This window comes from Streptomyces sp. NPDC047043 (assembly GCF_040644055.1).
Classification (GTDB): domain Bacteria; phylum Actinomycetota; class Actinomycetes; order Streptomycetales; family Streptomycetaceae; genus Streptomyces.
The window spans coordinates 33,148-51,383 of record NZ_JBEYVO010000049.1 but is presented as its reverse complement, the minus strand read 5'-3'; the positions used below and the strand labels follow the sequence as shown (position 1 = coordinate 51,383).

The 18,236-nt window shown below is 69.9% G+C and carries 15 protein-coding genes; 13 read left to right on the top strand and 2 right to left on the bottom strand.

Translation table 11 applies throughout. The annotated features are described in order from the left end of the window. Positions 1-59 precede the first annotated feature (59 nt). Positions 60-221 (bottom strand): hypothetical protein, encoded by a 162-nt coding sequence (locus tag ABZ880_RS49340; protein ID WP_361277626.1) that lies wholly within the window; start codon positions 219-221, stop codon positions 60-62. A 213-nt stretch (positions 222-434) separates the two neighbouring features. Here ABZ880_RS49340 and ABZ880_RS49335 point away from each other — a divergent pair, with 213 nt between their 5' ends. The 13 genes from ABZ880_RS49335 to pgi all read left to right on the top strand — a co-directional run bounded on the left by ABZ880_RS49335 (position 435) and on the right by pgi (position 16,726). Beyond that, on the top strand, positions 435-1,109 hold the full coding sequence (locus ABZ880_RS49335) for a response regulator transcription factor (protein WP_361277625.1): 675 nt from the start codon (positions 435-437) through the stop codon (positions 1,107-1,109). A gap of 53 nt (positions 1,110-1,162) precedes the next feature. Continuing rightward, a complete protein-coding gene (uvrC, locus tag ABZ880_RS49330; protein ID WP_361277624.1) occupies positions 1,163-3,223 on the top strand; it encodes an excinuclease ABC subunit UvrC in 2,061 nt (686 codons plus the stop codon). Beyond that, positions 3,220-4,188 (top strand): RNase adapter RapZ, encoded by a 969-nt coding sequence (gene rapZ, locus ABZ880_RS49325; protein WP_361277623.1) that lies wholly within the window; start codon positions 3,220-3,222, stop codon positions 4,186-4,188. Before uvrC ends, rapZ begins: the two co-directional genes overlap by 4 nt. Next, complete coding sequence (gene yvcK / locus ABZ880_RS49320) at positions 4,185-5,252, top strand: uridine diphosphate-N-acetylglucosamine-binding protein YvcK (RefSeq protein WP_361277622.1); 1,068 nt, start codon at positions 4,185-4,187, stop codon at positions 5,250-5,252. Before rapZ ends, yvcK begins: the two co-directional genes overlap by 4 nt. Continuing rightward, the gene (whiA, locus tag ABZ880_RS49315) at positions 5,243-6,232 is read left to right on the top strand and encodes a DNA-binding protein WhiA (RefSeq protein ID WP_242774651.1); all 990 of its coding nucleotides are present in this window, start codon (positions 5,243-5,245) and stop codon (positions 6,230-6,232) included. Before yvcK ends, whiA begins: the two co-directional genes overlap by 10 nt. A gap of 168 nt (positions 6,233-6,400) precedes the next feature. Continuing rightward, the gene (locus ABZ880_RS49310; protein ID WP_361277621.1) at positions 6,401-9,355 is read left to right on the top strand and encodes a M14 family zinc carboxypeptidase; all 2,955 of its coding nucleotides are present in this window, start codon (positions 6,401-6,403) and stop codon (positions 9,353-9,355) included. A 227-nt stretch (positions 9,356-9,582) separates the two neighbouring features. Further along, positions 9,583-10,590 (top strand): type I glyceraldehyde-3-phosphate dehydrogenase, encoded by a 1,008-nt coding sequence (gap, locus tag ABZ880_RS49305; RefSeq protein WP_361277620.1) that lies wholly within the window; start codon positions 9,583-9,585, stop codon positions 10,588-10,590. Positions 10,591-10,721: 131 nt separating this feature from the next. Next, positions 10,722-11,933, top strand: a complete 1,212-nt coding sequence (locus ABZ880_RS49300; protein WP_361277619.1) for a phosphoglycerate kinase — start codon at positions 10,722-10,724, stop codon at positions 11,931-11,933. Between the two features lie 6 nt (positions 11,934-11,939). After that, entirely contained in the window at positions 11,940-12,716 is a 777-nt protein-coding gene (tpiA, locus tag ABZ880_RS49295) for a triose-phosphate isomerase (RefSeq protein WP_361277618.1), read from the top strand. 99 nt (positions 12,717-12,815) lie between these two features. After that, the gene (gene secG, locus ABZ880_RS49290; protein ID WP_356348840.1) at positions 12,816-13,046 is read left to right on the top strand and encodes a preprotein translocase subunit SecG; all 231 of its coding nucleotides are present in this window, start codon (positions 12,816-12,818) and stop codon (positions 13,044-13,046) included. Positions 13,047-13,257: 211 nt separating this feature from the next. Next, complete coding sequence (locus tag ABZ880_RS49285) at positions 13,258-13,593, top strand: RNA polymerase-binding protein RbpA (RefSeq protein WP_003976875.1); 336 nt, start codon at positions 13,258-13,260, stop codon at positions 13,591-13,593. 136 nt (positions 13,594-13,729) lie between these two features. Beyond that, positions 13,730-14,998, top strand: a complete 1,269-nt coding sequence (locus ABZ880_RS49280) for an MFS transporter (RefSeq protein WP_361277617.1) — start codon at positions 13,730-13,732, stop codon at positions 14,996-14,998. 72 nt (positions 14,999-15,070) lie between these two features. Then, complete coding sequence (gene pgi, locus ABZ880_RS49275) at positions 15,071-16,726, top strand: glucose-6-phosphate isomerase (RefSeq protein ID WP_361277616.1); 1,656 nt, start codon at positions 15,071-15,073, stop codon at positions 16,724-16,726. A gap of 72 nt (positions 16,727-16,798) precedes the next feature. Here pgi and ABZ880_RS49270 read toward each other — a convergent pair. Continuing rightward, positions 16,799-18,236 (bottom strand): FtsX-like permease family protein (locus tag ABZ880_RS49270; RefSeq protein WP_361277615.1); only part of this gene is annotated, 1,438 nt, incomplete at its 5' end.

The window sequence follows — 18,236 nt, the reverse complement described above, 5'->3', positions numbered from 1 at the left end:
CAGGTGACGTCGCGTACGCTCCGGGCGGTCCTGTCGGACGGAGAGGCGTCCGTCCGGCTCTAGGGGCGGCCCGTGCCGCCCTCCTGTGCAAGTCGCAGGCGCTTGGCACGCACAATGTCGGCGTCCCTGGGGTCGAGGGCGTCGCTCCACGCGTGCGTGTCGTCGGTGTACCGGCGGGCACGGACCGACCGCCGCTGCTTCTCGATCCGCGTCCGGCGCATGTACCGCAGCCCTTCGACCCGGGACCCGCCGGCTTCGGTCTCTCGCCCGAACCGGCCGGTCCACCTGCATCTGCACTGGTAAGAGAATCGCCCGCGAACGTCTTCATGTCGTCACGGCAAGCCCCCAATTCCGCTTCCGGCTAGCCGTAACCCGATGGGTCGGGCAGGCTGTGGGAGCGCGCACCGATCGGTCGGGCAAGGGGAGCCGGGGCCATGGACGATGCATCGCAGCAGCCCGAGCGGGGACGGGTCGTCCTCGCCGACGACGACGTGCTGCTCCGGGAGGGGCTGGCCAGCCTGTGTGAACGGGTCGGATACGACGTGGTGGGGCAGGCGGGTGAGGCCGCGGGGCTGCTGGAACTGGTCGGCGCCGAGCGCCCCGACCTGGCGATCGTCGACATAAGAATGCCGCCGGAGCACTCCACCGAGGGCCTCAAGGCGGCCCGCACGATCCGCGAGCGGTACCCCGACACCGGCATCCTCGTCCTGTCGGCGTTCGTCGAGGTCGAGGAGGCCCTGGAGCTGCTGGCGAGCGGCCGCAAGATCGGCTATCTGCTCAAGAGCCGGGTCACGGTCGTCGACGAGTTCATCGAGGCCCTGGAGCGCATCCACCGGGGCGGCTCGGTGGTCGACCCCTCCCTGGTGCAGGAACTGTTCTCCGCCCACCGCCGCGACGACCCCCTGTCCCACCTCAGCACCCGGGAGCGCGAGGTCCTCGCCCTCATGGCCGAGGGCCGCTCCAACGCCGGCATCGGCCGCCGCCTGTGGGTCACCGAAGGCACCGTCGAGAAACACGTCCGCAGCATCCTGGGCAAACTCAGCCTCACGGAGGACACGGACGATCACCGCCGGGTGCTGGCCGTGCTGACCTTTCTGGAGTCGCGCTAGGCGTTGTCCACAGGCCCGTCGCACTGTCAGCCCTCGCCAGTAGGGTGTGAGACATGGCCGATCCCTCCAGCTACCGCCCCAGGCCGGGTGAAATCCCGGACACCCCAGGGGTGTACAGGTTCCGTGACGAGCACCGCCGGGTGATCTACGTCGGAAAGGCGAAGAGCCTGCGCCAGCGCCTGGCGAACTATTTCCAGGACCTGGCAGGCCTGCACCCCCGTACCCGCACCATGGTCACCACGGCCGCGTCCGTGGAGTGGACCGTGGTGTCCACGGAGGTCGAGGCCCTGCAGCTGGAGTACTCCTGGATCAAGGAGTTCGACCCCAGGTTCAACGTCAAGTACCGCGACGACAAGAGCTATCCGTACCTCGCGGTGACCATGAACGAGGAGTTCCCGCGTGTGCAGGTGATGCGCGGTCAGAAACGCAAGGGCGTGCGCTACTTCGGGCCGTACGGGCACGCGTGGGCGATCCGGGACACCGTCGATCTGCTGCTGCGCGTCTTTCCCGTACGCACCTGCTCGGCGGGCGTCTTCAAGAACGCCGCCCGCACCGGCCGCCCCTGCCTGCTCGGCTACATCGGCAAGTGCTCCGCACCCTGCGTCGGCCGCGTCTCCGCCGAGGAGCACGGCGAACTGGCCGAGGAGTTCTGCGACTTCATGGCCGGCCGCACGGGGACGTACATCCGCCGACTCGAAAAGCAGATGGCGGAGGCGGCCGAGGAGATGGAGTACGAGCGGGCGGCCCGCCTGCGCGACGACATCGAGGCCCTGAAGAAGGCCATGGAGAAGAACGCGGTCGTGCTCGCCGACGCGACCGACGCCGACCTGATCGCGGTCGCCGAGGACGAGTTGGAGGCGGCCGTCCAGATCTTCCACGTACGCGGCGGACGCGTGCGCGGCCAGCGCGGCTGGGTCACCGACAAGGTCGAGGAGATCACCACCGGCGCCCTCGTCGAGCACGCCCTGCAGCAGCTCTACGGCGAGGAGAAGGGCGACTCCGTCCCCAAGGAGGTCCTCGTCCCGGCCCTGCCCGAACCCGTCGAGCCCGTCCAGGAGTGGCTCGCCGAGCGCCGCGGCTCCAACGTCTCCCTGCGCATCCCGCAGCGCGGCGACAAGAAGGCCCTGATGGAGACGGTGGAGCGCAACGCCCAGCAGGCGCTCGTGCTGCACAAGACCAAGCGCGCCTCCGACCTCACCACACGCTCGCGCGCGCTGGAGGAGATCGCCGAGGCGCTCGACCTGGACAGCGCCCCCCTCAGGATCGAGTGCTACGACATCTCGCACCTCCAGGGCGACGACGTCGTGGCCTCCATGGTCGTCTTCGAGGACGGCCTGCAGCGCAAGAGCGAGTACCGCCGCTTCCAGATCAAGGGCTTCGAGGGCCAGGACGACGTCCGCTCCATGCACGAGGTGATCACCCGTCGCTTTCGGCGCTATCTCGCCGAGAAGGAGAAGACCGGCGAGTGGGTGGACGACGGTCACGAGGACGGCCTCGCCGGTGACCTCGGCAACGGCCTCAAGGACGAGGACGGCCGCCCCAAGAAGTTCGCCTACCCGCCCCAGCTCGTCGTCGTCGACGGCGGACAGCCGCAGGTCGCGGCGGCCAAGAAGGCTCTCGACGAGCTCGGCATCGACGACGTCGCCGTGTGCGGCCTCGCCAAGCGCCTGGAGGAGGTGTGGCTGCCGGAGGACGACGACCCGGTGGTCCTGCCCCGCACCAGCGAGGGCCTCTACCTGCTGCAGCGCGTCCGCGACGAGGCCCACCGCTTCGCGATCACCTATCAGCGCACCAAGCGGGCCAAGCGCTTCCGCTCCAGCCCTCTGGACGACGTGCCCGGCCTGGGCGACACGCGCAAGCAGGCACTTCTTAAACACTTCGGTTCGTTGAAGAAACTTCGATCCGCCACCATCGACCAGATCTGCGAGGTCCCCGGCATAGGCCGCAAGACGGCCGAGACGATCGCCGTGGCACTCGCCCAGGCGGCCCCGGCCGCACCGGCCGTCAACACGGCGACCGGAGAGATCATGGAGGAGGAACCCGGCACCATGGGTTCCAGTGGGGAGCCCGTGACGACGGGCGCCCCGGACGAACGACGGGGGCAGGAGACATGAATGTGAACAAGAACGACGGGCAAGACGCGCAACAGGGCCAAGCCGGAGACGGAGCACAGGTGAGTACGGGCACGACCAACGAGCCGGCCGGAGTCCCGGAGGCCGCGATCCCCGAGCTGGTGATCATCTCCGGGATGTCCGGGGCCGGCCGGTCGACGGCAGCCAAGTGTCTGGAGGACCTCGGCTGGTTCGTCGTCGACAACCTGCCGCCGGCGCTGATCCCCACCATGGTGGAGCTCGGCGCCCGCTCGCAGGGCAACGTGGCCAGGATCGCGGTCGTCGTCGACGTCCGCGGCCGCCGCTTCTTCGACAACCTCCGCGAGTCCCTCGCCGACCTGGAGGCCAAGCACGTCACCCGGCGGATCGTCTTCCTGGAATCCTCCGACGAGGCCCTGGTGCGCCGCTTCGAGTCGGTGCGCCGCCCGCACCCCCTGCAGGGCGACGGCCGCATCGTCGACGGCATCGCCGCCGAGCGCGAGCTGCTGCGCGAGCTGCGCGGCGACGCCGACCTGGTGATCGACACCTCCAGCCTCAACGTGCACGAGCTGCGCGCCAAGATGGACGCCCAGTTCGCCGGCGAGGAGGAGCCCGAGCTGCGGGCCACCGTCATGTCCTTCGGCTTCAAGTACGGCCTCCCGGTCGACGCCGACCTGGTCGCGGACATGCGCTTCTTGCCCAACCCGCACTGGGTCCCGGAGCTGCGCCCCTTCACCGGCCTCAACGAGGAGGTGTCGGCGTACGTCTTCAACCAGCCCGGCGCCAAGGAGTTCCTCGACCGCTACGCCGAGCTGCTCCGGCTCATCGCGGCCGGCTACCGCCGCGAGGGCAAGCGGTACGTGACCATCGCGATCGGCTGTACGGGCGGCAAGCACCGTTCGGTGGCCACCTCGGAGAAGCTCGCCGCGCGCCTCGCGGCCGAGGGTGTGGAGACGGTGGTCGTGCACCGGGACATGGGACGCGAATGACGGAACGTTCTCTGCGGCTGAGCAGGCTGCGCCGGGCGGTGCCCGAGGGGCGTGCGAGCAAGCCCGTCGAGGCCCGCGGCGCCCGGCCGCGCCGCCGGGGCGCCCAGCCCAAGGTGGTCGCCCTCGGCGGCGGCATGGGTCTGTCCGCCTCGCTCGCCGCGCTGCGCCGGATCACCGGCGACCTCACCGCCGTCGTCACCGTGGCCGACGACGGCGGCTCCAGCGGCCGCCTCCGTGACGAGCTGGGCGTGCTCCCGCCCGGCGACCTGCGCAAGGCGCTGGCCGCGCTGTGCGGCGACGACGACTGGGGCCAGACCTGGGCCCGCGTCATCCAGCACCGCTTCCAGTCCAAGGGGGACCTGCACGAACACGCGGTCGGCAACCTCCTGATCGTCGCCCTCTGGGAGCAGCTCGGCGACCATGTCCAGGCGCTCGACCTGGTCGGCAAGCTCCTCGGCGCGCACGGGCGCGTACTGCCCATGTCCGCCGTACCCCTGGAGCTGCAGGCCCTCGTCAAGGGGCACCACCCGGACCGGCCGGAGGACATCGACACCGTGCGCGGCCAGGCGAACGTGGCCCTCACGCCCGGTGAAGTGCAGTCCGTGCATCTCGTGCCGCACGACCCGCCCGCCGTCCCGGAGGCCGTCGAGGCGGTCCTGGACGCGGACTGGGTGGTGCTCGGCCCGGGCTCCTGGTTCTCCTCGGTCATCCCACACCTGCTCGTGCCGGAACTGCTGGACGCCCTCACCGAGACGAAGGCGCGCCGGGTACTCTCGCTGAACCTCGCCCCGCAGCCCGGGGAAACCGAAGGTTTCTCCCCGCAGCGTCATTTGGAGGTTTTGGGACGACACGCCCCTAAACTCGCCCTGGACGTGGTGCTGGCCGACGAGGCCGCCGTGCCCGACCGCGACGTGCTCACCGAGGCCGCCAAGCGGCTCGGTGCGGCGGTCGAGCTGGCGCCGGTGGCCCGGAGGGACGGAACTCCGCGGCACGACCCGGAGCTGCTGGCCGCCGCGTACGACCGTATTTTTCGGATGCATGGAAGGATCGGCCCATGGCGATGACGGCAGCGGTGAAGGACGAGATCTCCCGGCTCCCCGTCACCCGGACCTGCTGCAGGAAGGCGGAGGTCTCCGCCATTCTGCGGTTCGCCGGCGGCCTCCATCTGGTCAGCGGGCGCATCGTGATCGAGGCGGAGTTGGACACCGCGATGGCGGCACGCCGCCTGAAGCGGGACATCCTGGAGATCTTCGGCCACAGCTCGGAACTGATCGTGATGGCACCCGGCGGGCTGCGCCGGGGATCGCGTTACGTGGTGCGAGTCGTCGCGGGCGGTGACCAGCTGGCCCGGCAGACCGGCCTGGTGGACGGCCGCGGCCGCCCGATCCGCGGCCTGCCCCCACAGGTGGTCTCCGGCGCGACCTGTGACGCGGAGGCGGCCTGGCGCGGTGCCTTCCTGGCGCACGGCTCGCTCACCGAGCCCGGCCGGTCCTCCTCCCTGGAGGTGACCTGCCCGGGCCCCGAGGCCGCGCTCGCCCTGGTCGGTGCCGCCCGTCGGCTGTCGATCGCGGCGAAGGCCCGCGAGGTGCGCGGCGTGGACCGCGTGGTCGTCCGCGACGGCGACGCGATCGGCGCCCTGCTCACCCGCCTCGGCGCGCACGAGTCGGTGCTCGCCTGGGAGGAGCGCCGGATGCGCCGCGAGGTGCGCGCGACGGCGAACCGTCTCGCCAACTTCGACGACGCCAACCTGCGCCGCTCCGCGCGGGCGGCCGTCGCCGCCGGCGCCCGTGTCCAGCGCGCGCTGGAGATCCTCGCCGACGAGGTCCCCGAGCATCTCGCGGCCGCCGGGCGCCTGCGCATGGAGCACAAGCAGGCCTCCCTTGAGGAGCTGGGCGCGCTCGCCGACCCGCCGCTGACCAAGGACGCCGTGGCCGGCCGTATCCGCCGTCTGCTGGCGATGGCCGACAAGCGCGCCTCCGACCTCGGCATCCCGGGCACGGAGTCCAGCATCACCGAGGAGATGGCCGACAACCTGGTCGGCTGAGCCCTCGTAGGAAGAACATCTGAAGATCGCTCAACACGCCGGTGCCGACGCCCACTTGGTCGTCGGCACCGGCGTTGGTCTGTCCTTGAGGCGCCCTTGACTCGATCATGAAGTGTCATGAGCCTGGCAACAGTTCGCTGCTGTGGCGGACCACTGCTAGGGGGGTTCATGAGACATAGAGCGAGATCGATCCTCGCTGTCGGCGCGCTCCTTATCGGCGGAGCGAGCCTCGCACCCATCGCCCAGGCGCAGAACGGTAGTTCGCAGGGAACCGACACCGACGAGGTCAAGGTCTTCCGCGCCGACGTCACCGCGAAGCAGGTACCCCTGCTGCTGGCGGCCGGACAGGACGGCCACGAACTCGGCGAGACGGTGCCCGCGAAGGGGACGGCCACCGTCGAGGTCTACCTCACGGACCAGCAGGCCAAGTCGCTTCGGAAACAGGGCGTCGACCTCACCGAACGCACGCTTTCGGCCAAGGCCGAGAAGCGCGTCGACGCCGCCGCCGAGGGCGTGTTCCGCCCGTACGGCGGAAGCGGCGGCCTCAAAGAGGAGATCGTCCGGACCGGGCAGGAGAATCCCGGCCTCACCAAGGTCGTCTCCATCGGCAAGACCATCAACGGCCAGGACATCCTCGCCCTCAAACTCACCAAGGGCGCGAAGAAGTCCAAGGACGGTTCGAAGCCCTCCGTCCTCTACATGTCCAACCAGCACGCGCGCGAGTGGATCACGCCGGAGATGACCCGGCGTCTGATGCACTACTACCTGGACAACTACAAGACCGACAAACGCATCAAGAAGATCGTCGACTCCACCGAGCTGTGGTTCGTGATCTCGGCCAACCCCGACGGCTACGACTACACCTTCCAGAACTCCGACACCCGTCTGTGGCGCAAGAACCTGCGCGACGTCAACGGCGACGGTGTCATCTCCACCGGCGACGGCGTCGACCTCAACCGCAACTTCGCCTACAAGTGGGGCTACGACGACGAGGGTTCGTCCCCCAACCCCACCAGCCAGACCTACCGCGGCGCGAGCCCCGGATCCGAGCCCGAGACCAAGGCGCTCGACAACTTCGAGAAGCGGATCGGGTTCTCGTACGGCATCAACTACCACTCCGCCGCTGAGCTGTTGCTCTACGGCGTCGGCTGGCAGGTGGCCACGCCCACCCCGGACGACGTGATCTACAAGGCGCTCGCCGGCACTCCCGACAACTCGGCGATCCCCGGCTACCGCCCGCAGGTCTCCTCGGAGCTGTACACGACCAACGGCGAGGCGGACGGCCACGCGGGGAACGTCAACGGCATGTCGATGTTCACCCCCGAGATGTCGACCTGCGAGACCGCCTCGGACATCGACCCGAACGACCAGTGGAACGCGGCCGACTGCCAGTCCGTGTTCAACTTCCCGGACGACGAGAAGCTGATCCAGCAGGAGTTCACGAAGAACATCCCGTTCGCGCTGTCGGTCGCCGAGACCGCCGCGCACCCGGACACGCCGTCCTCGTCGCTCGGCCTGAGCGCGGCCGACTTCACCCCGGCCAAGTTCGCCACGTCGTACTCCCGCGGCGCCGACCAGGAGGTCTCCGTCGTCGTACGGAAGTCCGTGCGGGACAAGGAGCTCAAGTACCGCGTCAACGGCGGCCGTACCCAGGACCAGGACCTCAGGGCCTGGAAGGGCGGCGAGACCTACGGCGGTGACGACAACATCCACTTCGACGAGTACCGGGCCAAGGTCCGGGACGGCGACCCGGGCGACAAGGTCGAGGTGTGGTTCACCGGTAGGACCAGGAGCGGCAAGAAGGTCTCCAGCGAGCACTTCACGTACACCGTCGCCCAGCGGGCCAAGGCCGACACGCTCGTCGTCGCCGAGGAGGGCGCTGCCGCCACGCAGGCGCAGACGTACGTGGACGCGCTGAAGGCCAACGGCCGCAAGGCGATCGTCTGGGACGTCGCCACCCAGGGCGCGCCCGACGCGCTCGGCGTGCTGAAGCACTTCAGGACGGTCGCCCACTACACCGGCGCGAGCGTCCCCGGCAACGCCACCCAGCTCCAGCTGCGCGCCTACCTCAACGAGGGCGGCAAGCTGATCGAGGCGGGCGAGCAGGCCGGCGGCTTCGTCGACCTCGGCGGCGGCACCCTGTCGAACGACTTCAGCCAGTACTACCTGGGCGCCTATTCGCGTACGTCGACCCCCGGGGCCACCGGCTTCACCGGCTCGGGCGAGCTCGACGGCTTCAGCGGGGCCCTCGGCGCGGCGCCCGGCAACCCGCTCGACAAGGCGGGCACCTACGGCGTCACCTCCGAGGAACTGCCCGTCGACAAGTACCCGCAGTTCGCGAGCGCGGGCGCGGGCCAGTTCGCCGGGACCGTCAACCCGTACGGGCCGTACGCGGGTTCCTACATGGCGGCCGCCGTCCACACCGACGACGCATACAAGCGCCTCACCCGCACCGTCGACCTCAGCGGTGTCGCCGCGGCCGACAAGCCCACCCTGCGCACCCAGCTGCTGTGGGACACCGAGCCGGGCTACGACAACGCCATCGTCGAGGTCCACACCGTCGGCGCCGACGACTGGACGACGCTGCCCGAGGCGGGCGGGGCGACCAGCACCACCGTCCCCGCGGAGTGCGGCGCCGGCTTCTACATCGGCGAGCACCCCTGGCTGAAGCACTACCTCACGCTGTCCGGCAACGACTGCACCGCGAGCGGCACCTCCGGTTCCTGGAACGCCCTGACCGGCGCCTCCAACAGCTGGCAGCAGGTGAACTTCGACCTGAGCGCCTACGCCGGCAAGTCGATCGAGGTCTCGATCAGCTACGTCACCGACCCCGGCACCGGCGGCCACGGCGTCCTCGCCGACGAGGCCTCGCTCGTCGTCGGCGGCACGGCGACCCAGACCGAGGGCTTCGAGACGTCGCTCGGCGCCTGGAGCGTGCCCGGACCGCCCGCGGGCAGCCCGGCCGTACTCAAGGACTGGGCGCGCACCGGAGCGCTGTTCAGGACGTACGGCGCCGTCACCACCGACCGGACCGTGCTGCTGGGCTTCGGCCTGGAGCACGTCACCGCCGCCGCGGACCGCAATGCCCTCGTGAAGAAGGCGCTCGCGGCCCTGCAAGGGTGAACTACCTGGTCAACGATGACTAGCTCACCGTAGTCAAAACGAGTGATCGGCCTTCCGGCCCGGGCGGTCCGTACCCCTACTGGCGGGTACGGACCGCCTGCCCGTGTATGCGGCATCTCGATGTCACCACGGGGCCCTCAGGGAGGTAGGGTCGGGGGTGGTCGGGGACATCCCAAACAGAGCTCGCCGGCACCGCATGGCCGGCGTACCAACGAGGAGATCGGTTCGTGACGATCCGCGTAGGCATCAACGGCTTCGGTCGTATCGGTCGCAACTACTTCCGCGCACTGCTGGAGCAGGGTGCTGACATCGAGATCGTGGCTGTCAACGACCTGGGTGACACCGCGACCACCGCCCACCTGCTGAAGTACGACACCATCCTGGGCCGCCTCAAGGCCGAGGTCTCGCACACCGCCGACACGATCACCGTCGACGGCAAGACCATCAAGGTCCTGTCCGAGCGCAACCCCGCCGACATCCCGTGGGGCGAGCTGGGCGTCGACATCGTCGTCGAGTCGACCGGCATCTTCACGAAGAAGGCCGACGCCGAGAAGCACATCGCGGGCGGCGCCAAGAAGGTCCTCATCTCGGCTCCGGCCAAGGACGAGGACATCACCATCGTGATGGGCGTCAACGAGAACAAGTACGACGCGGCCAAGCACCACGTCATCTCCAACGCCTCCTGCACCACCAACTGTGTGGCGCCGATGGCCAAGGTTCTCGACGAGAACTTCGGCATCGTCAAGGGCCTGATGACCACGGTCCACGCGTACACGAACGACCAGCGCATCCTGGACTTCCCGCACTCCGACCTGCGCCGCGCCCGCGCCGCCGCGGAGAACATCATCCCGACCACGACCGGTGCCGCCAAGGCCACCGCCCTGGTCCTGCCCCAGCTCAAGGGCAAGCTCGACGGCATCGCGATGCGCGTGCCGGTCCCCACCGGCTCGGCCACCGACCTGGTCGTGGAGCTGGAGCGCGAGGTCACCAAGGACGAGGTCAACGCCGCGTTCAAGAAGGCCTCCGAGGGCGAGCTCCAGGGCTACCTGGCGTACACCGAGGACCCGATCGTCTCCTCGGACATCGTCAGCGACCCGGCCTCCTGCACCTTCGACTCCTCCCTGACCATGGTCCAGGAGGGCAAGTCGGTGAAGATCCTCGGCTGGTACGACAACGAGTGGGGCTACTCCAACCGCCTCGTCGACCTCACGGTCTTCGTGGGCAACCAGCTCTGATCTGATCCACAGAGCAGGCACCCAGATGTGAACGCAGGGCTCGGGCAGCGCAGGGACGCGCCGCCCGGGCCCTGACTCACGTACGCAGCAGCCCTCGTACGATCAGAGCAGCCCTCACCAGGAGTCCTCACATGAAGACGATCGACGAACTTCTCGCCGAAGGCGTGGACGGCAAGCGGGTCTTCGTCCGCGCCGATCTCAACGTGCCGCTCGCCGACGGCCTCATCACCGACGACGGCCGCATCCGCGCCGTACTGCCGACCATCAAGGCCCTTGCCGAAGCGGGCGCCAAGGTGGTCGTCGCCTCGCACCTGGGCCGCCCCAAAGGCGCCCCGGACCCCGCCTTCTCGCTGCTGCCCGCCGCCGAGCGCCTCGGTGAACTCCTCGGCGCCCCGGTCGCGTTCGCCCAGGACACCGTCGGCCCCGCCGCCCACGACGCCGTGAACGGCCTCCAGCCCGGCCAGGTCGCGGTCATCGAGAACCTGCGCTTCAACGCGGGCGAGACCTCCAAGGACGACACCGAGCGCGGTGAGTTCGCCGACCGGCTCGCGGCCCTCGCGGACGTGTACGTGGGCGACGGCTTCGGCGCGGTGCACCGCAAGCACGCCTCGGTCTTCGACCTCCCGGCGCGTCTGCCGCACGCCGCCGGCTACCTCATCGCGGGCGAGGTCGCCGTACTGAAGAAGCTCACCGAGGACGTGCAGCGCCCGTACGTCGTCGCGCTCGGCGGCGCCAAGGTCTCCGACAAGCTCGCCGTCATCGACGAGCTGCTCGGCAAGGCCGACCGGCTGCTCATCGGCGGCGGCATGGCCTACACCTTCCTCAAGGCCAAGGGCTACGAGATCGGCTCGTCCCTCCTCCAGGAGGACCAGATCCCGGCGGTCCTGGAGTACATCGAGCGCGCGGAGAAGACCGGCGTCGAGCTGGTGCTGCCCGTCGACGTGGTGGCCGCCCCGGCGTTCCCGGACCTGAAGACCAAGGCGCCGGCGAACCCCGTCACCGTCGCCGCGGACTCCGTGCCCGCCGACCAGATGGGCCTGGACGTCGGTCCGGAGACCCGCAAGCTGTACGCCTCGAAGATCACCGATGCCGCCACCGTCTTCTGGAACGGCCCGATGGGCGTCTTCGAGCACCCCGATTTCGCCGAGGGCACCAAGGCGGTCGCCCAGGCCCTCCTCGACTCCCCGGCCTTCACGGTCGTCGGCGGCGGCGACTCCGCCGCGGCCGTGCGCCTCCTGGGCTTCGACGAGAACGCATTCGGCCACATCTCGACCGGTGGCGGCGCCTCCCTCGAATACCTCGAGGGCAAGACGCTCCCCGGCCTCGCCGCACTGGAGGACTGACCCCTTATGAGCACGCGCACGCCGATCATGGCGGGCAACTGGAAGATGAACCTCAACCACCTCGAGGCCATCGCGCACGTCCAGAAGCTCGCCTTCGCCCTGGCCGACAAGGACTACGAGGCCGTCGAGGTCGCCGTCCTGCCGCCCTTCACCGACCTGCGCTCCGTGCAGACCCTGGTCGACGGCGACAAACTCAAGATCAAGTACGGCGCCCAGGACCTCTCGGCGCACGACTCCGGCGCCTACACCGGCGAGATCTCCGGTGCGATGCTGGCCAAGCTGAAGTGCACGTACGTGGCCATCGGCCACTCCGAGCGCCGTCAGTACCACCACGAGACCGACGAGCTGGTCAATGCCAAGGTCAAGGCCGCCTACAAGCACGGCCTGACCCCGATCCTCTGCGTCGGCGAGGAGCTCGAGGTCCGCGAGGCGGGCAACCACGTCACGCACACGCTCGCCCAGGTCGAGGGCGGTCTCAAGGACCTCCCGGCCGAGCAGGCCGAGTCCGTCGTGATCGCCTACGAGCCCGTCTGGGCCATCGGCACCGGCAAGGTCTGCGGCGCCGAGGACGCCCAGGAGGTCTGCGCCGCCATCCGCGGCAAGATCGCCGAGCTGTACACCCAGGAGCTGGCCGACCGGGTCCGTATCCAGTACGGCGGCTCCGTCAAGGCCGGCAACGTCGCCGAGATCATGGCGCAGGCCGACATCGACGGTGCGCTCGTGGGCGGTGCGTCGCTCGATGCCGACGAGTTCGTCAAGATCGTGCGCTTCCGCGACCAGTGAGTATGCGGTAGCGGCGATACGTCGTACCCTTGCGGGGGCATAGCCATGGCTATGCCCCCGTCGTTATCCGAATCCGAGGAAGTTGGTCCAGCCGTGGTTTTGGGGTTCTCGATCGCCCTGATCGTCTTCAGCCTGCTGATGATGCTGCTGGTGCTGATGCACAAGGGGAAGGGCGGCGGCCTGTCCGACATGTTCGGTGGCGGCATGCAGTCCTCCGTCGGCGGCTCCTCGGTCGCCGAGCGCAACCTCGACCGCATCACCATTGTGGTCGGTCTGCTGTGGTTCGCGTGCATTGTCGTACTCGGCATCATCATGAAGACGAACAGCTGAGCAGCTACGCACACAGCACGTACATTCCGCACGTAAGGCCCCATGTTCGGTACGCGCAGCTGAGCGCGGCCTATCATGGGGCTTGCGTCTAGGTGTGGGGGCTGTAACTCCAATCACTGGACGCGCGTTGGGCCTTACGTAGACTGAGGCGCTCGCAGCGAAGCGAAACGCCGACTCGCTTTGCGGCACCATCACGCAGGGAGTTACGACCGTGGCAAGTGGCAACGCGATCCGAGGAAGCCGGGTCGGGGCGGGGCCGATGGGCGAGGCCGAGCGCGGCGAGTCCGCGCCGCGTCTGCGCATCTCCTTCTGGTGCTCCAACGGGCACGAGACGCAGCCCAGCTTCGCCAGCGACGCGCAGGTGCCCGAAACCTGGGACTGCCCGCGCTGTGGCTTCCCGGCCGGTCAGGACCGGGACAACCCGCCGGACCCGCCGCGCACCGAGCCCTACAAGACGCACCTCGCGTATGTGCGGGAGCGGCGCAGCGACGCGGACGGCGAGGCGATCCTCGCCGAGGCGCTCGCCAAACTGCGGGGCGAAATCTAGGAGTTGGGATCCGGCCGGGCACCGAGGGGTGCCTGGCCGGACTTGTTCGATGAACCGGCCGCCGCAGGTCGCTCCGCGGTCGATTGTCAGTGCTGCCCTCTACGGTTTGTGCATCGGTGAACCGTGAGGGGGAGCAGTGACGACGGTCGACTCTGCGGGTGTGCTTGTGCCCGCGTGGCGCGGGGGATTCGGGCGGCTGTGGAGTGCCGCTGTGGTGTCCCGGTTCGGGGATGCGCTGCGGGGTGCGGCGCTGCCGCTGCTCGCCGCCTCGCTGACGGACCGGCCCCTGCTCATCGCGTCCGTGACGGCCTGCGGCTATCTGCCCTGGATCGTCTTCGGGCTGCTCGGCGGCGCCGTCGCGGACCGGGTGGACCAGCGGCGTGCCATGTGGACGGTCGATGCGGTACGAGGGCTGCTCGTCGCCGCCTTCGCGGTGGCCGTCGCGCTCGGGCATGCGTCGATAGCGCTGCTCATCGGGCTCGCCTTCGTTCTGACCACCCTTCAGACACTCTTCGACAACGCCTCCACGGCCCTGTTGCCCGCGTTGGTGGACCGCGAGGCGCTCGGCAGTGCCAACGCCAGGCTCATGACCGGACAGAAGATCGCGGGCGGTCTGCTCGGGGCGCCCGTGGTGCCTCTGCTGATCGCCGCGGGAGCAGCCGTTCCCTTCGTGGCCGACGCGGCGACCTTCCTGGTGGCGGCCGCGCTGGTCGCCACGCTGCGGACCGAGGCGCCCGACCGCGGGGCGAGACCGGCGGGCAGCACCCTGCGCCGGGAGATCACGGAGGGGCTGCGCACCCTGTGGCGCGACCGGGCCCTGCGCGGACTGTGCGCGGCGACCGCCCTGTGCAACATCGGCATGGGCGCCCTGATCGCGACGCTGGTGATCCTGGTGACCGGCTGGCTGGACGCGGGCACCGCCGGATACGCGGCGGCGTCCACCGCGTACACCGTCGGCGGCCTGGCCGGGGGAGCGGTGAACCGGCGGATCACCGTGCGGCTCGGACCCATGCGGGCCGTGCTGCTGGCCGGCCTCGTGCAGATCGGCGCCCTCGTCGTGATGGGCTCCGTACGCAGTCTGACCGCGATGGTGGCGGCCCTCGCCGTCTTCGGCTTCATGGGCATGGTGTGGAACGTCAACACGACGACCCTGATGCAGCAGCGCACCCCCGCCGACATGCTGGGCCGGGTCAGCTCCGCCTTCCGCACCCTGGCCGTCGCCGGAGCGCCGCTCGGCGCCCTGCTCGGCGGCGCCGTCGCCACCGCCTGGGGCCTGAACACGCCCGCGCTGCTCACCGCCGCCTTCTTCGTCCTGTCGGTGCTCGCGCTGATACCTGCACGCAAGCGGGACGTACCTGTTGTTGCACCGCACGACGACACCACGACAGGTCACGTCACGCGCTGATCAACTAGGTTGGAACGGCAGCGGGGCAAGGTACGCAGCAGGGACAGGCAGGAAAGAAGGCTGAAGTCGGAAATGAACGCAGACGGCCGTACCAGGCTCAACCAGACGCCCGAGTGGACCGCGCTGGCCAAGCACCGTGAGGAGCTCGGCGAGGCGGGCCTGCGGGAGCTGTTCGCCGCCGACCCGGGCCGCGGCTCGGGGTACACACTCCAGGTCGGCGACCTGTACGTCGACTACTCCAAGCACCTCGTCACCGACGAGACCCTGCGGCTGCTGCGCGAGCTGGCCGCCGCCACCGATGTGTTCGGCCTGCGGGACGCCATGTTCCGCGGCGAGAAGATCAACACGACCGAGAACCGCGCCGTGCTGCACACCGCACTGCGCGCCTCGCGCGACGCGGTGGTCGAGGTCGACGGGGAGAACGTCGTGCCCCGTGTGCACGCGGTTCTCGACAAGATGGCCGACTTCGCCGACCGGGTCCGCTCCGGCGCCTGGACCGGCCACACCGGCAAGCGCATCAAGAACGTCGTCAACATCGGTATCGGCGGCTCCGACCTGGGCCCGGCGATGGCGTACGAGGCGCTGCGCAGCTACACCGACCGCGACCTCACGGTCCGCTTCGTGTCGAACGTCGACGGAGCCGACCTGCACGAGGCCACCCGTGACCTGGACGCGGCGGAGACGCTGTTCGTCATCGCGTCGAAGACCTTCACCACGATCGAGACGATCACGAACGCGACCTCGGCGCGCGAGTGGCTGCTCGGTGAGCTGAAAGCCGGTCAGGAGGCCGTCGCCCAGCACTTCGTGGCCCTGTCGACCAACGCCGAGAAGGTCGCCGACTTCGGCATCGACACGGCCAACATGTTCGAGTTCTGGGACTGGGTCGGCGGCCGCTACTCCTTCGACTCGGCGATCGGCCTGTCCCTGATGATCGCCATCGGACCGGACCGCTTCCGGGAGATGCTCGACGGGTTCCGGCTCGTCGACGAACACTTCCGCACGGCTCCCGCCGAGTCCAACGTGCCTTTGCTGCTCGGCCTGTTGGGCATCTGGTACGGCAACTTCCACGACGCCCAGTCGCACGCGGTGCTGCCCTACAGCCACTACCTGTCCAAGTTCACGGCGTATCTGCAGCAGTTGGACATGGAGTCCAACGGCAAGTACGTCGGCCGGGACGGGCGGGAGGTCGACTGGCAGACCGGGCCGGTGGTGTGGGGTACGCCGGGTACCAACGGCCAGCACGCGTACTACCAACTCATCCACCAGGGCACGAAGTTGATCCCGGCGGACTTCATCGGTTTCGCGGAGCCGGTCGCCGAGCTGAGCGAGGGGCTGAAGGCCCAGCACGACCTGCTGATGGCGAACTTCTTCGCCCAGACGCAGGCGTTGGCCTTCGGCAAGACGCCGGACGAGGTGCGGGCGGAGGGGGTGGCGGAGGAGCTGGTGGCGCACAAGACGTTCAAGGGCAACCGCCCGACCACGACGATCCTCGCGCGCGAGCTGACGCCGTCCGTGCTCGGCCAGTTGGTGGCGCTGTACGAGCACAAGGTGTTCGTGCAGGGCGCGGTGTGGAACATCGACTCCTTCGACCAGTGGGGCGTCGAGCTCGGCAAGGTGCTGGCCAAGCGGGTCGAGCCCGCGCTCACCGAGGGTGCCGAGGTGGCGGGGCTGGACGCGTCCAGCAAGGCCCTGGTCGCCAAGTACCGGGAGCTGCGCGGGCGGAAGTAACGCCACCGCCACAGGTGCGGGGAGCGGACGGTGAGTCGGGGTCCGCTTCCCGTGCGCTCCCCCGCGGTCCTCTCAGGCCACCGCGCTCAGAGTGTCCGCGAGGCGGTGCCGGGCCGCGCGTGCTGCCGGGAGGGCGGCCAGCGCTGCCGCGCCCAGTACCGCTGCCGTGCCGAACAGCACCAGCAGTACCGGGGACGGGCTCTGGGCGATGCCCGCGCCGATGCCGCTCGATCTGCCCTGGGCGTTGATCAGCCAGTGGGCGAGCGGGGTGCCCAGGGCCGTACCGGCCAGAACGGCGGCCAGGGCGGTGCAGCCCGTGGCCGTGACGGTGATCGCGGTGATCTGGCGTGGGGTCAGGCCGATGGCCTTGAGGGCGATCAGGTCGCGCTCCCCCTCGCGGACGGTGCCGCCGATCGCGGTGAGCAGTTCGATGAGCCCGATCAGGGCCAGGACGACGATCAGGCCGACGACCACTGCGCGCAGGGGCGAAAGCCCGTCGGCCGGGTTGGTCACGGCGTGCACGTCCAGGTGTCCGTGTCCGGCGCTGGTCAGGCGGTCGGCGACCGTGTGTGCGTCCGCGCCGGGGCGCAGTCGGAGCTGGTAGAGGGTGGGAGTCAGGGCCGGGTCGTTCTCGCGGAGGGTGTCGAGGGAGGTGGAGATGACCCGGCCGGCGTTCTCCGGTTCGATGCTGCGGCCCACGATGTGCAGGATCTGCGGCTGGTCGCCGACGGTCATCCGTACCCAGTCGCCGACGTGTGCGTCCAGCAGGTCGAGGAGGCCCTGTCCGGCCACCGCCTCGTCGCTGCCGCGCGCGGGGCGGCCCTCGGCCAGGGCGTAGGGGTAGGGGTCCTGGACGGTGCCGAGGCCGCGCAGCGCGATCGTGGCCGTCTGGCCGGGGACCAGGGCGGCCACCTCGACGCCCGGGTAGGCGGCGGCGACCTGCGGATCGCGGGCCAGCAGGGCGCGGGTGTCCCGGTCGCTCAGGCCGGCGTCCGCGTGGACGCTGAGCGCGGCCGGCAGCCCGATCTGCTCGGGCCTGCTGTGGAAGCGGTCGATGGTGGTCCAGGCACTCATCGCCACGACGATCAGCAACAGGGGCAACGCCAGCCGGGCCACGGTGGCCAGGGACCGCAACTGTCGGGCGAAGGCGGTGTGCCACCCCAGCACGAGCGCGGGCGGCACCCCCATCCCCAGCGCCCGCCGGGCGGCGCCGGACAGCCGCCCACCGCCCGGGACGACAGGGCCCAGCCCGACGGAACGGCTTACGGCGGCGGTGGCCGGCTCGCCGGAGGGGGCGGTGGGGTCTGGTACGGATGCGCGGTGTGCGGAGGTGGACACCCGTTCGTCGGAGGGAGCGGCGGTGTCCGGTCCAGGCGGGGTGTTCGCGGGGGTGGTGGGTGGCTCGTCGAGCGGCGCGGTGGAGCGGAGGGCGAGTGTCCGCCGCAGCAAGCCGGGCAGGCGCCCGCCGGAGGGGGCCGCGGGGTGCGGTCCGGGGCTGGCGTGTGTGGAG

What these genes read in the sequence shown, in the direction of transcription:
- ABZ880_RS49340 (WP_361277626.1), bottom strand. Translation starts at nt 221, where the DNA reads ATGCGCCGGACGCGGATCGAGAAGCAGCGGCGGTCGGTCCGTGCCCGC.
- ABZ880_RS49335 (WP_361277625.1), top strand. Translation starts at nt 435, where the DNA reads ATGGACGATGCATCGCAGCAGCCCGAGCGGGGACGGGTCGTCCTCGCC.
- uvrC (WP_361277624.1), top strand. Translation starts at nt 1,163, where the DNA reads ATGGCCGATCCCTCCAGCTACCGCCCCAGGCCGGGTGAAATCCCGGAC.
- rapZ (WP_361277623.1), top strand. Translation starts at nt 3,220, where the DNA reads ATGAATGTGAACAAGAACGACGGGCAAGACGCGCAACAGGGCCAAGCC.
- yvcK (WP_361277622.1), top strand. Translation starts at nt 4,185, where the DNA reads ATGACGGAACGTTCTCTGCGGCTGAGCAGGCTGCGCCGGGCGGTGCCC.
- whiA (WP_242774651.1), top strand. Translation starts at nt 5,243, where the DNA reads ATGGCGATGACGGCAGCGGTGAAGGACGAGATCTCCCGGCTCCCCGTC.
- ABZ880_RS49310 (WP_361277621.1), top strand. Translation starts at nt 6,401, where the DNA reads ATGAGACATAGAGCGAGATCGATCCTCGCTGTCGGCGCGCTCCTTATC.
- ABZ880_RS49300 (WP_361277619.1), top strand. Translation starts at nt 10,722, where the DNA reads ATGAAGACGATCGACGAACTTCTCGCCGAAGGCGTGGACGGCAAGCGG.
- tpiA (WP_361277618.1), top strand. Translation starts at nt 11,940, where the DNA reads ATGAGCACGCGCACGCCGATCATGGCGGGCAACTGGAAGATGAACCTC.
- pgi (WP_361277616.1), top strand. Translation starts at nt 15,071, where the DNA reads ATGAACGCAGACGGCCGTACCAGGCTCAACCAGACGCCCGAGTGGACC.